Below are 14,365 nucleotides of genomic sequence, written 5' to 3' on the forward strand. Positions count from 1 at the left end.
ATGGCAGACGAGGGGAAGCCGACCGTTCAGGACTACATGACCCGCGACGTCGCGACCGTGTCGCCGGACGACACAGTGGCGGAAGTGAGTCAGCGCATCGCCGAGAGCGACGAACACAGCGGTTTTCCGGTCTGTGACGGCCGCCACGTGGAGGGGTTCATCAGCGCGCGCGACCTCCTGCTGAGAGAGGACAGCGAACCGATATTCAAGGTGATGACGACGGACCTGCTGGTCGCGCACCCGGAGATGGCGCTGACAGACGCCGCGCGCGTCATCCTCCGGTCGGGCATCAGACGCCTGCCGGTTGTCGACGACGCCGGCAATCTCGTCGGCATCATCTCCAACGCCGATGTCATCCGCAGCCAGATAGAGCGCGCGACCCCCAGCAAGGTCGACAAGCTGATGCGGACGCTGGAGAACATCCACGGCGTCGAGGCCCGCGAGGAACGCCGCGACGTCAAACTGGCGGAACTGACGCCGACACAGGGGAAGGTCTACGCCGACGAACTGGAGGGCCGGCGGTACGAACTCGAACGCGGCCTTGCAGAGCCGCTGGTCGTCATCGACAGCGAGGAGGCCTTCCTGCTGGCCGACGGCCACCACCGCGTGAAGGCCGCCAGCAAACTCGATATCGAGGAGATGGACGCCTACGTCATCGTCATCGACGAACCGGTCGACCTCGGGATGGCGAAGACCGCGGAGAAGGAGAACCTCGAAACGATAGCCGACATCGAGGCGGTCGACTACGCCCACCACCCGCTCGTCGAGACGACGAAGCGACTGCAGGAAGGGTGACCCGGGACTGGGCCACCCCGCCACGACCACCGCTCGTCTCCCGGCGATGAGGTCGCTCGTCTCCCGGCGAGTGTCAACGCCCTGTCCCATGAGAATGTCCCACGGCGTGGGGACGCGGCCCGGAGACTGAGAAAAACCCGAGCGTTTTTGTCCCGCGTGTATGAGAATCTATTATGCAGAAACCCCTCGTAGTAACAGAGTTTCTGGACCGGGCACGGAAGTACTACGGCGACCAGGAGGCAGTGGTCGCGACGACCGGTGAACGGTACTCCTACGACGAACTGGCCGAGCGCGCGGACCGCTTCTCTGCCGCCCTGCAGGAGAAGGGCATCGGCAAGGGCGACCGCGTGGCGGTGCTGGACCCCAACACGCACTACCACCTCGAAGCCGCCTACGGCGCGATGCAGATCGGTGCCGTCCACACGCCGCTGAACTACCGGCTCATCCCCGAGGACTACGAGTACATCCTCAGCGACGCCGGCGTGGACGTCATCGTCGCCGACTACGACTTCGCGGAGAAGGTGGAGGCAATCCGCGACGAGGTGCCCACGGAGACGTTCATCACGAACGACGCCGACGCCGTCGATGGCGACTGGGAGTCCTTCGACGATCTGCTGGCCGAGGCTGGGACCGACTACGAGCGCCCCGAGATGGCCGAGGACGAGATAATCACCATCAACTACACCTCCGGCACGACGGGCGACCCGAAGGGCGTCTGTCGCACCCACCGCACCGAGACGCTGCACGCCTACCTCGTGACGATGTACCACGAGATTACCGACGACGACGTGTACCTCTGGACGCTCCCGATGTTCCACGTCAACGGCTGGGGACACATCTACGCCGTCACGGGGGCCGGCGCGAAGCACATCTGTACGCGTGGCATCGACGCCGGCGAAATCGTCGACACCATCACCAGCGAAGACGTCTCCTTCCTCTGTGCGGCCCCGACGGTCCTGAACCAGCTCATCGACTACTACAACGAGAACGACGAACCGCCGATGACCGGCGACAACGACGTGCGCGTGACGACGGCGGGCAGCGCCCCGCCCGAGGCCACCATCCGCGACGTCGAGGACGACTTCGGCTGGTACCTCAAGCACCTCTACGGCGCGACCGAAACCGGCCCGCTCATCACCATCTCCGACGCCAAGCGCCGCATCAACGAGGAGACCCGCTTCGACATCAAGAAACGGCAGGGGATGGGCGTCCACGGCACCGACGTCCGCGTGGTCGACGAGGACGGCAACGACGTCCCGCGGGACGACCAGACAATCGGCGAAATCGTCGTCCGCGGCAACCAGGTGATGGACCGCTACTGGAACAAGCCCGAGGAGACCGAGGCGGCGTTCAACGACCGCGTCGAGGGCTACTACCACATGGGCGACCTCGCCACCGTCGACGAGAACGGGATGGTAGCCATCCAGGACCGCAAGAAGGACATCATCATCTCCGGCGGGGAGAACATCTCCAGCCTCGAACTGGAGGACACGCTCTTCGACCACCCCGACGTCTCCGACGTCGCCATCATTCCCTCGCCCAGTGACGAGTGGGGCGAGACACCGAAGGCCTTCGTCGTGCCGGAGACCGGCGACCCCGAGAACCCCGGTGTGACCGAGGAGGAACTCCAGGAGTTCACCTCGGAACGGCTCGCCCGCTACAAGATCGTCCGCCGGTTCGAGTTCGTCGCGGAACTCCCGACGACGGCCACCGGCAAGGTCCAGAAGTACGAACTCCGCGAGCAGGAGTGGGACGACGAGGACCGGATGGTCGGCCAGGGATAACGGAGCGACTCGACAACTCGACCGGAATCGGTGCTACTCTCCTGCGGTGTCGTACTCGCTGGCGACGTACCGGACCGCCAGCAGCAGGACACCGAGAATCGTCCCGACCGTCACCATCCCGTAGAGGGCCATCCCGAACGGCGTCGGCGGCATCTCGACGAGCATGAACAGCTTCGGGTCGATGTCGGCCGGGCGGATGAGCCCGATGACGTAGCCGAAGACGCCGGTCAACAGGACCAGCAGACTGTAGAGCACGACGACGAACTGCGGGCCCTCCCACTTCTCTGTGGCGTGCATCGGACTCCAATTAGACCCGGAGACGAATAGGCTTTACACGTCCCGGCCGTTGCTTGGGTATGGCCGAGAAAGACCTGCTCATGCTCGTGCTGGGCGGCATCGCCCTGATGATGTTTCTGACGGGTATCGTGCTCGTCGTGAACGCCGCGTAAAATACGGACTGTCCGTCAGTTATCCTGTGCGTCCTCGTCCGCCGCAGCGGCCGCGTCCTCCGCGACCGGTTCGCCGCCGTCGGTGGCGACTTCGTCCTCTTCGCCGCCGTCGGTGAGGGCCGTCGAAATCTTGTCGCCGTACCAGTCGAACTCCTTGGTCTTCTGGCCGGTCTCCGCGAGGTCCCACGGGTCGCTCTCGTTGACCTCGGGGCCTTCGAGCCAGGACTGCACGAAGTTCCAGACGAAGATGATCTGCCCGATGAGCAGGATGATCGCGCCCACGGAGGCCGCCTGGTGCATCAGCGTCACGAGGTCCAGCGACGCGATGGCGGCGTCGAACTGGTAGGTCGCGTACCGCCGCGGCATGCCCAGGTAGCCCAGCGCCAGCATGGCGAAGAAGGTCACGTTGGTGCCGACCATCGACAGCCAGAAGTGTGCCTTCCCGAGTTTCTTCTGGTACATCTTCCCGGTGAAGATGGGGAACCAGTAGTACAGGCCGGCGAAGGCGGCGAAGCCGATAGCCCCCATGACGATGTAGTGGAAGTGACCGACCACGTAGTAGGTGTCGTGGAGGATGAGGTCGACGGGGACGGTGGCGAGGAAGACGCCGGTGATGCCGCCGATGATGAAGTTCGAGACGAAGCCGATACAGAACAGCATCGGCGTCGTCAGCCGCAGGCGCCCGTTCCACATCGTCGTAATCCAGTTGAACGTCTTGACGGCACTGGGCACTGCGATTGCCAGCGAGACCGCCATGAAACTCGCCTGGAGGCGCGGGTCCATCCCGGTCGAGAACATGTGGTGGGCCCAGACGCCGAAGGAGAGGACGCCGATGGCGAGCGTCGAGTAGACGACGAACTTGAAGCCGAACAGCTTCCGGCCGGCGAACTTGGGGAGCACGAGACTCACGATACCCATCGGGGGTAACACGAGGATGTACACCTCGGGGTGGCCGAAGAACCAGAACAGGTGTTGCCACAGTATCGGGCCGCCGCCCTCCACCGCGAAGAACAGCGTGCCGAGGTTCCGGTCCATCAGCAGCATGACGAGCGCGCTGCCCAGCAGCGGGAACGCGAATAGGATGAGGCCGGACTGGGTGAGGATGGTCCACGAGAAGATGTCCAGATTGGCCCAGGAGACGTCGTCACCGCGCTCGGTGAAGATGGTCGCGATGAAGTTGATCGCACCCATCGTCGCTGAGACGCCTGTCAGGTGTAACCCGAGCAGCATCAGGTCGACGCCGGGGTTGACCTGCTCGACCGAAAGCGGCGTGTACATCGTCCAGGAGGTCTGTGCCGCCTCTATCGCGCCGGCCGTCACCGGTTCGAGGAAGAAGCCGCCCCAGATGAGTAGTGCACCGGGTGGCAGCAGCCAGAAGGCGATGGCGTTGATGCGGGGGAAGGCCATGTCGTCCGCGCCGATGAGCAGCGGGACGAAGTAGTTCGCGAAGGCGGCGATGATGGGCGTTCCGAAGAGAAACAGCATCGTGATGCCGTGACTCGTCAGAATCGCGTTGTAGAAGTTGTTGCCGAAGACGGCCCCTTCGGGCGTGATGAGCTGGAGGCGGATGCCGACCGCCATCAGGCCGCCGACGACGAAGGCGATGATGGCGTACAGCCCGTAGAGCATGCCGATGTCCTTGTGGTCGACAGTCGTGAACCACCGAATCAGTCCCGACGGCTTCTCCTCGTGTGCGACTCCGGTCTCGCCGCCGTAGACGCCACCGCCGGCGAGTGGCGTGTACGACCGCCAGTCCTCGATGCGTGTCAGTAGGACGACGACGCCTATCAGCAGAATCCCCATAAGCGCCGTCAGTAGAAGCTGTTCTCCTGCCATGGATTCCCTTCAGGACTACAGGGTTATCAAAGCTTAGGTTCCGCCCGTACCGGAAGGCCGCGGCGGCTTCGAGACCGCCGCTCGCCGGGGTGTCAGCCCCTGAGAAGGGATGTGTCGAGAACCTTCCGTGAAACCGTCGGCGGTGACCGTCGACTACTCTTCGGCGGCCGCTTCCTCGGCCTTCTCTGCCTTCGAGACGGCCCGGCCCGAGTAGTAGGTCAGGACCATCAGGCCGATGCCGGAGAGGGCGATGATGGCGAGCTGGATGCTGGAGATGACGCTGTCGAATCCAAAGGGTGTGAACACGATGAACGCCACGAAAAAGAACGCCAGGATGATGAACGGGATGACGTTGACCGTGAGGTCGAGCAGTGTTTCACGGTCGAACACTTTCTCTGACATGGATGCCCTTTCGGCCGACCGCGTAAATAGCGTGTTGGTTTCAGGCCAGGTCCTCGCCCAGCAGCCACAGCGTCGCGGCGACGCCCAGCATGACTACCGAGGCGGCGAGAATCGACGTGCCCCGGTAGACGAACGGCCGGGCGGGGTCAAGCAACGCTTCCACCGAGAGTGCGGAGGGTTCGATGTTCAGCCCGACGGCGAGTCCCCCCAGGACGGCGAGTATCGCGGCGATGACACCGAGGGAGAGCCAGGTCCGGGAGACGTACGCCGACTCCTTCAGGATGCCGGCGACCGTGCCCCCGAACAGCAGGAGCCCGCCGACAGTTATCGGGAAGATGCCGAGGACGACGCCGATCTCCGAGATGACGAAGCCGAACGCGACCAGCATCGGCCACGGGCTCGCCTTCCGGTACTGCTCGCTGAGGCCGGGACTCACCTCGCCGACGTCGTCGCCCACCTCGTCACTCATGGACGCACATAGGGAATCGAGAAGCAAGTGTCCATCGCTCCGGCCGCGGAGCCCCACAAAGTATTAGTCACGCATCGGCATGTTCCAAGTTAATGAGCACACGCGTGGTCGAGCGAGTCGACGACTGGGACGAGCAGTCGTTCAGTGGCGGTTACAGTGGGTTGCACGACCTCGCAGATCGGGAGTTCTCCGGCGTGGTCCGCGCCGGCGGTGCGGAGCTTTTCGTGACGAAAGGGGTCGTCATCGGTATCCGCCGGGGCACCATCGAGTCCTTCGAAGACGCCTCGGGGTCGGTCTACACTGCCCCGACGCCGGCACTCCCCCTGCTGGCCATCATGCAGGAGCGAAGCGAGGAGGTCAGGGCACAGTACTACACCGAGGAGACGCCGGTGTCCGAAGTCGACCGGACGCTCGAAGACGGCGGTTTCACCGGCTTCGTCGAACTTTCGGAGAACGTTCTCAGCGGCGACTACTACCTGGTCTACCACCGCGGACGCTCGATGAGCGTCGCCTTCGTGGGCAACTCGAAGCGGCTCATCGAGGGTGACGAGGCCTTCGAACAGGCCGACGACGAGGTCGGCATCTACGAGGTGAAGCCGGTCAGCATCGACGCCATCGAGATTCCGGAGGTCGAGGAACCGGCAGCGGACCCGTCCGGGGGCGCGATTGCCGAGGCTGAACCAGATGACGGCGAGGAGAGTGCCGCCGACGCGGAGACCACCGTCGAGACGGAACCGGTCGCCGCCGACGAACCGCCCGAGACTGACGACGGGGACGAACCGGCTGCGACCGACAGTCCAGATGACGCGCCAGCGGCCGATGCGGACGCGCCCCCCACGTCGGAGTCGTCCGAGGGGCCCGTGAGTGACCGGAGTCCGGAGCCGTCCGAGCCCGCGGACCCCGCGAATGCGCAGAGTGACCCGAACGGCGACGAGGTGCCGGCGTCCGGCGAGGGAGTGGACAGGGACGACCGGAAGCCGGAACCGGCGACCGGGGAGCCATCGTCGCCGCCGGAGAGCAGGGACACAGACGTAGCGACGGAGCCACCGGGCGAGCCGTCGAGACAGGGGACGACTCCGGAGCCCCGGAGCAGTTCGGAAACGGGACCGGTCGGGACCGACCCCGACACCTCGAATCGGCAAGCGTCGACGGGTCAGCAGCCGACGCCGGGCGGGGAGCCGAGTCCCCAGCCGTCGACGGCTGGACGGTCCCCCGGGAGGGAGTCCGGGCAGGCAGCGGACCAGGTTGGGGCACCGACAGACGCACGTCCCGCTCCGGGGTCGCCGGACGACCTGGAGATGAAGGCGATTCCGTCGCTGGACCCGGAGCGAAGCGAGACGGTCCGCGGGTCCCAGGCCGGGAGCGAAGCCGGCCAGCGCGGCGACGCGCCCGGGCGCGGCCGCGAGGAGTCGCGCGACCGCGCGCCCGAACAGTCGCGTGACAGCGGGCGGGCCGATGATACCGCCACGCGTGAGGAGCCACAGCAGCCGCAGCGTCAGTCGCGCCAGCACCAGTCGACGCCCGGGGACGCCCCGTCGACGGACTCGCCCGGGTCCGACGGGGAGACGGCCGAGCAGTCCACAGCGGAGTCGAGCGCGGAGCCGACGCAGGAGGACAGCGAGGAGGTGGAGACCCTCCGGTCGGAGCTGGCCGAGCGCCGCGCGGAAATCGAGCGCCTGGAGAGCGACCTGCAGGCGGCGACGGACGCGCGAGACGAGGCGCGCGCGAACCTGGCGACGGTCCAGGAGGAGCGCGACGAACTGGAGCGGGAGGTCGAGCGTCTGGAGAGCGAACTCCGGCGGCTGGAGGAGGAACTCGGAGCGAAGACCGACGCCGAGCGCCGCATCACGCCCCAGGAGGCACTGCAGGGGACGGACCTGTTCGTGCGCTACCGCTCGAAGGGCGAGAGCACGCTCCAGAAGGCCCACGATTCGGGACAGCGCCGGGAGGACGTCACCGACAACCTCCGCCTGGAGAAACACACCCAGTTCGACGCCGCGGCGGCGTCGGTCGGGGGCCAGGCCTACGACCAGTTCCTCGAAGAGACCGTCGAGTACAGTTTCGTGAAGTGGGTCGTGGAGGACCTGCTGTTCGAGATACAGAGCACGGGCCACACGGAGACGCTGCAGGACCTCTACGACGCGCTCCCGGAGATAAACCGCATCGAACTCAACGGGGTCGTCACCACGACGGACGCGGAGGAGAACGAGCGCCAGGAGACGTTCGACCTGGTCTTCCGCGCGCGGATGGGCGACCCACTGCTGGTGGCGAACATCAACGACTCCAGACAGGGGGCGAGCGAGGCGATGATGGAATCACTCATCACGGCCGCCGAGCGGGTCGGCCGGACCAGCGACGCCTTCGCCGCCGCGTTCCTCGTCACCCAGAGCTTCTTCGAACCGGAGGCCCTGGAGACGGTGGCCGACGCGACGCGCGGGGGGCTGCTCAGTCGTGACAAGCGCAAGAGTTTCGTGAACCTCTCCCGCAAGCGCGGGTACCACCTCTGTCTCGTCGAGGCGAGAAACGAGAACTTCCACCTAGAAGTGCCGGAACTCTAGCCTTCGATTTCCGCCACACCCTCGATTTTCATGCCCTCGAGCTTCTCGATGATGTGGTCGATTTTTCCGTCTAGGTCCTCGACGAACTCCTCTGTCTCCTCCGTCGTGATTGCACCCTGACTGGACGGCTCGATGAGGGACTCCTCTTCGAGGACGCGGAGCGAGTAGCGCACCTTGTGATGCGGGTATCCCGTCTCGTTAGACATCTTCACGATGCCGATCGGTTCGTTCTCGATGACCATCCGCAGCACCTGCAGATGGCGTTCCAGCATGTCGACTTCCTTCTCAAGTCTGTCTATCATGGCAATTGTTAACTTGTATTGGCCGGATTTAAAAGTTGCTTTCGTGGCAGCCGTTTCGTGTGCGACACAGTCCCAGGGTTGGGTCTCGACGGTAATGAATGGTGGGGTTTGGTCCCAGTTGCCGAGGAATGACGCCACATCCGTCGCAGAGTTCCTACCATGGTGACTGCTAACAGATTGGGGCTTCTCAGAGCGGATACTTAAATACAACTGTTCACATACAGCGGCGGGGCTGGACCGTAATCTGTTTACCGGGACGGGCGGAACGTCGCCGTGATGACCGTTACAATCGTGGGCGCACAGCTCGGAGACGAAGGGAAGGGCGGCATCGTCGACCTGTTCGGCGACGCGGCGGACGTCGTCGCGCGCTACCAGGGCGGCGACAACGCCGGCCACACCGTCGTCCACCAGGGCGAGGAGTACAAGCTCTCGCTCGTCCCGAGCGGCGCCATCCGCGGCAAGGTCGGCGTACTCGGCAACGGGTGCGTCGTCAACCCGCGAACGCTGTTCGACGAACTCGACACGCTGCGCGACCGCGGCCTCGACCCCGACGTGCGGGTCGCCGAGCGTGCGCACGTCATCCTCCCGTACCACCGCGTCCTCGACGGCATCGAGGAAGAGGTCAAAAGCGAGACCGACGACGAGGTCGGCACGACGGGCCGCGGCATCGGCCCGACCTACGAGGACAAGGCCGGCCGCCGCGGCGTCCGCGTCGGCGACCTGCTCGACTCGGACGTGCTCCGCGACCGCCTCGAATACGTTGTCCCCCAGAAGCGTGCGCTCGTCGAGGACGTCTACGGCCTCGACGTGGCCGACCTGACGACCCCGATGCGTTCGACGTGGACGCGCTCTTCGAGGAGTTCCGCGAGTTTGGCCGCCGCTTCGAGGACGACGACATGACCGTCGTCGCCGGCGAGTTCCTCACGGCCGCCAGTGAGGAGGGCCAGAACGTCATGCTCGAAGGCGCACAGGGGACGCTCATCGACATCGACCATGGGAACTACCCCTACGTCACCTCCTCGAACCCGACGGCCGGCGGCGCGGCGGTCGGCACCGGACTCAGCCCCGGCCTCGTCGGCGGCGGCGAGATAATCGGTATCGTGAAGGGGTACCTGACCCGCGTCGGGAGCGGCCCGCTGCCGACCGAACTCGGCGGCGTCGTCGGCGACACGCCGGGCTACGAGGAGCAGGGCGAGGGCGACGACGAGGAACTGGCCACCTACATCCGCGAGGAGGGCGGCGAGTACGGCACCGTCACCGGTCGCCCGCGCCGCGTCGGCTGGCTCGACATGCCGATGCTGCGCCACGCCACGCGCGTCTCCGGCTTTACCGGCCTCGCCATCAACCACCTCGACGTCCTCGCCGGCCTCGACGAGGTGAAGGTCGGCCACACATACACGCTCGACGGCGAGGAGATGCACACGATTCCATCGACGACGGAGCAGTGGCAGGCCTGCGAGGCCACCTTCCGCACCTTCGACGGCTGGGACGACGGCGACTGGGCCGCCATCGCCGAGGAGGGCTACGAGGCACTCCCCGAGAACGCACAGGCATACGTCGAGTACATCGAGGACGAACTCGACACGCCCGCCTACGCCATCGGCGTCGGCCCGAACCGCGACGAGGCCATCGTCCGCCAGCGCCCCTTCTAACGCGACCCGGCCGGCCCGTCCCGCGCCAGACAGCACGTTTTTAGGGCGTCCGGGCCGAGGGGAGCGTATGAAAGAGGAACTGATGGAGATTCTCTGCTGTCCGGTGGACAAACACGACCTCGAACTCGACGTGGGCGAACGCGACGGCGAGGAGATTCTGACGGGCGAACTCGTCTGCACGGAGTGTGGCGAGTCCTACCCCATCGAGGACGGCATCCCGAACCTCCTGCCGCCGGACATGCGCGACGAAGCCCCAGCCTGAAGTTTTTTCTTCGGTGCCCACGGAGTCGCACCCGTGCCCGACGAGCTCGCCGTCCACGTCAGCCGTCACGACCTCCACGCCATCGAGATTCCGGACGCGTTCGAGACCGACGGCTCCTTCGACGTGGTGCTCGTCAACCACGGCCCCTCGCTGCACGTCCACCTCCACCTCGACGATTCGCTCTCGGACGTGGCTCGCCTCGACGCAAACAACCACTACGTCGAGGGCGACGCGAGCCGGGCCGTCCGCATCACCGTAGACACCGACAGCCTGCCCGACGACGGGGTCTTCGGGAAGCTGAAAGTCGTCTCCGCGTACGGTTCCGAGACCCGCTGGGTCGACGTCCAGCTCTCGTCACCGACGCCCGCCGGGACGCCGGTCGAAGTCGACGAGTCGCTGTCGAAGCCACCGGATTCTGACCGGACGGAGTCGAGAACGCCGACCTTCGAGGGCCCGGAACTCCCGGTGCTCGCGCTGGGCGGTCTCGCGCTCGCCGTTGCCCTACTCGCTGCCGTCCTCGTCCAGGATACGCTGGTGACCGTCGGGGCGGCGGCCGTCTTCGGGGGCGTCCTCGTCGCGCTCTACGTCCTCGTCAGCGGGTAGCTTCAGACGGGACTCCGACACCGCCAGACGCCGCGTCCAGCCTCCCTGGCGTCGACCTCCGCGTCGTAGAACGCCGTGCGGAGCGCGAACTGCGAGTCGTAGACGCGGGCGTGGCCGGAGCCCACGAGCGCGTAGTTCAGGTTCCGGCCGTCGTGGGAGACGTACGCCAGCAGACGGCCGTACCCGCCGCGGCGGTCCGAGACGGGGTCGACGAGCAGCGTCGCGTCCTCGCCGGAGAGGTGCCCTCGCAGGTACTCGCTCGCGTTCTGGCCGGCCTCGCGGAGACAGGCCCGTCCCGCCTCGCTGTCGGGGACGCCCTCGAACTCCGGCGGGGTCGTCTCTGTGTGGACCTCCGGTGTATCGACCCCGAGCAACCGGACCGTCTCCTCGCTCCCGTCCGGCAGCACGACGTCGACTGTATCGCCGTCGACCACGTCCGTCACGCGGACCGGAATCCGTTCCGCCGGCTCGAAGGCCGGCGACGTCGTTGCGTCCCCAGCGCCGACCCCGGACGACGCCGTCCCCGTCGCTGTCGGGCCGGTCTCGGTCACGTTCACGCTACAGCCGGCGAGGACGACCAGCATCACGAGAAAGAAGCGTCGGGTCGTCTGCGTCATGTGAGTAGCCGGGGTCGAACCTGGTGTCGTTTCGAAGCGGCGCTGTGTCGGCCTTCCTTACTCGCCGCCCAGTTCGCCGACGTTCCCGCCTCCGCACTCGGGACATTCCTCGTGGTCGGTGTACAGCAGCGTCTCGCAGTCGGGGCAGCCGTGGGTCGCCTCCGCTTCCGTGGCGGCGGTCGCCTCCTGTTTCAGTTTCTCGGCCTTCCTGCCGAGGTCGTTGAAGAATCCCATTGCATCGGGTTGGGGCCGCGCTCACAAAACGGTGATGGCAGACTGGCCCGGCGAGCGTGCGTCAGCAGCGACAGGTGAGCGACAGGTCCGAGAGCCTGCCGTTCATCCTTCGCCGAAGCCGGTCGAATCGACGGTTGCCGTCCCGTCAGCGGGGATTTTCCCCATCTCGGAGTTGCCTGTGTCGGGATGTCCACCGGGCGGCTGTCGCCCCACGACTGTGAGAAGACGCTGGAACGCGTGCGCATCGGGCTCGACGGGCCGGTCACTCGGCGTGTCGACAACCGCCCGGACGTTTCGCTCCGCCAGTCGGGACCAGTTTCGCGAGGGGGTTTCCCGCCGCGCCTCTATTGAAAAATTCTTCATTGGCAAGCAAATATGTTTAAATGGATTCGAAATATAATGGGTATCGTGGGTGCAGAAGTTCCCACAGCCTCTGACAGCGTTCCGAAAGTCATCACCGGGATTTCTTTCGGGACATTTTCCGGCGCTGCACAGCGACCGTGGTGTTGAGCACGATAGCTGCAGACGAGTGTGTCGTCTGGGATTTCTCCGAGGGCCCACTCACTCTGACCGTCCCTGCAGTATGAGAGACGGCTATTTCCGACTCTCTATCGTGGAGTCCCGCACCAAGCTGTTGCTCCTGACTGTGTAGAGCCACGTGAAAAGCGGAATGGACTGCCAAGCGCTCGCATAGCTCACTCTCGTGGTCCTGTGGTCGCTTCGTGAAAAGTGGGACAGCCGAGGTACGCGAGTCGTCTTTGACGGCCTGAATCTGTAGAAGGGAACGCATCCGGCGAACGTGGTGAGCCGGTTCGCCGTGAGCGGTCTCCCGACCGCGAGCGGCTTTTTCCCCACGTTTTTGCGAGGAGTGGTGCACCACGAGCCGAAGGCTCGTATGTGACACCCGACGTAGCAAAAAGTGGTGTATGGGACCGCCGAGATTCGAACTCAGGTCCGACGCACCCCATGCGCCGAGGATACCGCTACCCCACGGTCCCGCATATTGGTGGACACCCGTGCCGGGATTAAGCCCTTCGATTCGCCGGCCACGTCTCGGGTGGGCTACGCCGCGGTCAGCTTGTAGAGATACCCGGACTCCTCGAGGGTCTCCTCGCCGTCGAGGACCGCCCGCTCCGTGACGTAGATGTCGCCGTCGTGGACGGCCGGGGCGGAGGTGACGCGGCCGTGGGGTCGTTCGAACCGCCAGCGCTCGTCGCCGCCGCGGGCGTCGACCGCGAACAGCGTCGCGTCGTAACTGCCCACGAGCGCGGTGTCGCCGGCGAGCGTGACGCTCCCGATGACCCAGCCCTCGCAGTCGAAGGACCACTCCCGCTCGCCCGTGGCAGTGCCCAGACCCAGGAGTTCGCCGCCGTGGTTGCCGATGACCAGCGTCCCGGAGTCGGGATGGACGGCCGCACCCGACATGATTTTGTACCCGGTCTCGTAGCGCCAGACCTCGGCGAGAGAGGTCGTGTCGACGGCGTAGACGTTTCCGTCCCAGGACCCGAAGATGGCCGTCCCGCCGTACATGCAGACGGGCCCCTTTATCGGCGCGGCAGTCTCGAAGGTCCCCCGGAAGTCGCGGGTGTCGAGGTCCCAGACGTACAGCGACCCGTCGTTGCAGCCCGCGGCGAACACGCCGGAGGACACGTCGATGCCGGTGATGGAGTGGGCGTGGTTGGTCATCCGGTTGTCCTCCCAGATGAGCCCGCCCGTCGCCGGGTCGAGGGCCACCATGCCGCCGCTTGGCGTGTAGAACTCGGTTGCGCAGTAAACGACGCCGTCGTAGTAGACCGGACTGGAGCCGATGGCGTCGGCGACCTGCGTCCGCCAGATTCGGTCCCCGGTCACGGCGTCGAAGGCGTAGACGGCACCGTCGTAGCCGGCGGTGAAGACGTAGTCGTCGACGACGGCCGGCGTCGAGTGGGTTCCACGGGTGGACGGGACCAGCGACGCTTCCCAGTTCTGCTCGCCTTCGGGTGTGAAGGAGTGGACAGTCCCGGTGTCACCGGGCACGATGACGTTCCCCTCGTAGTACAGCGGCGAGGACTTCGCCGCCGTGTGGCTGCCGGTGTTGATGCCGGGCTCCGACCAGGCCAGTTCCACCGCGTCGGGCACAGACTGGTCGGGCCAGTGGCCCGTGCGCTCGACGTCTCCCATGAAGATGGTGTCCGGCCGCGTCGGGAGGGCGCGGCTCTCGGCGGTCGGTTCGTCGAGTTCCCTCGGCGGGGCCGTCGGGGCGAATCGCGCACAGCCAGCGGTGGCACCGACGGTCACCGCCGTCCCGAGTTTGAGAAACTCCCGACGGGACGAGTGACCGCCGTCGTCGCCGGGCTCTCCACCGGAGTGGGACGTCGCCGTCCGGTCGTCGTCGGCTGTCATTGCCCGTGATTGCGCCAATG

General features: G+C 65.9%; 13 protein-coding genes, 1 tRNA gene and 1 pseudogene. 6 read left to right on the forward strand and 9 right to left on the reverse strand.

Going from position 1 to position 14,365, the window contains the following annotated elements:
- Positions 1–795, forward strand: a complete 795-nt coding sequence (locus tag WDJ57_RS20085; RefSeq protein ID WP_338902802.1) for a CBS domain-containing protein — start codon at positions 1–3, stop codon at positions 793–795.
- Between the two features lie 173 nt (positions 796–968).
- Positions 969–2,579 carry a long-chain-fatty-acid--CoA ligase gene (locus tag WDJ57_RS20090; protein ID WP_338902804.1) on the forward strand — a complete coding sequence of 537 codons (1,611 nt, stop codon included), beginning with the start codon at positions 969–971 and terminating at the stop codon, positions 2,577–2,579.
- Between the two features lie 33 nt (positions 2,580–2,612).
- Here the strand turns inward: WDJ57_RS20090 and WDJ57_RS20095 are convergent, their stop codons facing one another.
- From WDJ57_RS20095 to WDJ57_RS20110, 4 genes are all read right to left on the reverse strand, one after another.
- Positions 2,613–2,876 (reverse strand): DUF7520 family protein, encoded by a 264-nt coding sequence (locus WDJ57_RS20095; RefSeq protein ID WP_338902805.1) that lies wholly within the window; start codon positions 2,874–2,876, stop codon positions 2,613–2,615.
- Positions 2,877–3,043: 167 nt separating this feature from the next.
- Positions 3,044–4,864 (reverse strand): cytochrome c oxidase subunit I, encoded by a 1,821-nt coding sequence (locus tag WDJ57_RS20100; RefSeq protein WP_338902807.1) that lies wholly within the window; start codon positions 4,862–4,864, stop codon positions 3,044–3,046.
- Between the two features lie 153 nt (positions 4,865–5,017).
- Positions 5,018–5,266 carry a DUF6684 family protein gene (locus tag WDJ57_RS20105; RefSeq protein WP_338902809.1) on the reverse strand — a complete coding sequence of 83 codons (249 nt, stop codon included), beginning with the start codon at positions 5,264–5,266 and terminating at the stop codon, positions 5,018–5,020.
- A 40-nt stretch (positions 5,267–5,306) separates the two neighbouring features.
- The gene (locus WDJ57_RS20110; protein ID WP_338902811.1) at positions 5,307–5,735 is read right to left on the reverse strand and encodes a DUF7541 family protein; all 429 of its coding nucleotides are present in this window, start codon (positions 5,733–5,735) and stop codon (positions 5,307–5,309) included.
- Between the two features lie 92 nt (positions 5,736–5,827).
- Between WDJ57_RS20110 and WDJ57_RS20115 the strand changes: the two genes are divergently transcribed.
- A complete protein-coding gene (locus WDJ57_RS20115) occupies positions 5,828–8,293 on the forward strand; it encodes a DUF7527 domain-containing protein (RefSeq protein ID WP_338902812.1) in 2,466 nt (821 codons plus the stop codon).
- Here the strand turns inward: WDJ57_RS20115 and WDJ57_RS20120 are convergent.
- Positions 8,290–8,595, reverse strand: a complete 306-nt coding sequence (locus WDJ57_RS20120) for a hypothetical protein (protein ID WP_338902813.1) — start codon at positions 8,593–8,595, stop codon at positions 8,290–8,292. The two genes, WDJ57_RS20115 and WDJ57_RS20120, sit on opposite strands and share 4 nt — an antisense overlap.
- Before the next feature lie 276 nt (positions 8,596–8,871).
- Here WDJ57_RS20120 and WDJ57_RS20125 point away from each other — a divergent pair.
- The 3 genes and pseudogenes from WDJ57_RS20125 to WDJ57_RS20135 all read left to right on the forward strand — a co-directional run bounded on the left by WDJ57_RS20125 (position 8,872) and on the right by WDJ57_RS20135 (position 11,112).
- Positions 8,872–10,247, forward strand: a pseudogene (locus WDJ57_RS20125) (adenylosuccinate synthase).
- Positions 10,248–10,314: 67 nt separating this feature from the next.
- Entirely contained in the window at positions 10,315–10,509 is a 195-nt protein-coding gene (locus WDJ57_RS20130) for a methytransferase partner Trm112 (protein WP_338902814.1), read from the forward strand.
- A 33-nt stretch (positions 10,510–10,542) separates the two neighbouring features.
- On the forward strand, positions 10,543–11,112 hold the full coding sequence (locus WDJ57_RS20135; protein ID WP_338902815.1) for a DUF7524 family protein: 570 nt from the start codon (positions 10,543–10,545) through the stop codon (positions 11,110–11,112).
- A 2-nt stretch (positions 11,113–11,114) separates the two neighbouring features.
- On the opposite strand, the gene WDJ57_RS20140 is transcribed toward WDJ57_RS20135, so the two are convergent.
- The 4 genes from WDJ57_RS20140 to WDJ57_RS20155 form a co-directional block, all read right to left on the reverse strand.
- Positions 11,115–11,729: a thermonuclease family protein gene (locus WDJ57_RS20140; protein WP_338902817.1), complete on the reverse strand. Its 615-nt coding sequence runs from the start codon at positions 11,727–11,729 to the stop codon at positions 11,115–11,117.
- Positions 11,730–11,786: 57 nt separating this feature from the next.
- Complete coding sequence (locus WDJ57_RS20145; RefSeq protein WP_338902819.1) at positions 11,787–11,963, reverse strand: hypothetical protein; 177 nt, start codon at positions 11,961–11,963, stop codon at positions 11,787–11,789.
- 927 nt (positions 11,964–12,890) lie between these two features.
- Positions 12,891–12,961: transfer RNA gene (locus WDJ57_RS20150), tRNA-Pro, on the reverse strand.
- 64 nt (positions 12,962–13,025) lie between these two features.
- Positions 13,026–14,345 carry a PQQ-binding-like beta-propeller repeat protein gene (locus WDJ57_RS20155; protein ID WP_338902820.1) on the reverse strand — a complete coding sequence of 440 codons (1,320 nt, stop codon included), beginning with the start codon at positions 14,343–14,345 and terminating at the stop codon, positions 13,026–13,028.
- Between the last annotated feature and the right edge of the window lie 20 nt (positions 14,346–14,365).

It is taken from the genome of Salinibaculum sp. SYNS191 (assembly GCF_037338445.1).
In the GTDB taxonomy this organism is placed as follows: Archaea; Halobacteriota; Halobacteria; order Halobacteriales; family Haloarculaceae; genus Salinibaculum; species Salinibaculum marinum.

Coding starts and splice junctions, on each gene's coding strand:
- WDJ57_RS20085 (WP_338902802.1), top strand. CDS start 1: ATGGCAGACGAGGGGAAGCCGACCGTTCAGGACTACATGACCCGCGAC.
- WDJ57_RS20120 (WP_338902813.1), bottom strand. CDS start 8,595: ATGATAGACAGACTTGAGAAGGAAGTCGACATGCTGGAACGCCATCTG.
- WDJ57_RS20090 (WP_338902804.1), top strand. CDS start 969: ATGCAGAAACCCCTCGTAGTAACAGAGTTTCTGGACCGGGCACGGAAG.
- WDJ57_RS20105 (WP_338902809.1), bottom strand. CDS start 5,266: ATGTCAGAGAAAGTGTTCGACCGTGAAACACTGCTCGACCTCACGGTC.
- WDJ57_RS20145 (WP_338902819.1), bottom strand. CDS start 11,963: ATGGGATTCTTCAACGACCTCGGCAGGAAGGCCGAGAAACTGAAACAG.
- WDJ57_RS20110 (WP_338902811.1), bottom strand. CDS start 5,735: ATGAGTGACGAGGTGGGCGACGACGTCGGCGAGGTGAGTCCCGGCCTC.
- WDJ57_RS20140 (WP_338902817.1), bottom strand. CDS start 11,729: ATGACGCAGACGACCCGACGCTTCTTTCTCGTGATGCTGGTCGTCCTC.
- WDJ57_RS20115 (WP_338902812.1), top strand. CDS start 5,828: ATGAGCACACGCGTGGTCGAGCGAGTCGACGACTGGGACGAGCAGTCG.
- WDJ57_RS20130 (WP_338902814.1), top strand. CDS start 10,315: ATGAAAGAGGAACTGATGGAGATTCTCTGCTGTCCGGTGGACAAACAC.
- WDJ57_RS20155 (WP_338902820.1), bottom strand. CDS start 14,345: ATGACAGCCGACGACGACCGGACGGCGACGTCCCACTCCGGTGGAGAG.
- WDJ57_RS20095 (WP_338902805.1), bottom strand. CDS start 2,876: ATGCACGCCACAGAGAAGTGGGAGGGCCCGCAGTTCGTCGTCGTGCTC.
- WDJ57_RS20100 (WP_338902807.1), bottom strand. CDS start 4,864: ATGGCAGGAGAACAGCTTCTACTGACGGCGCTTATGGGGATTCTGCTG.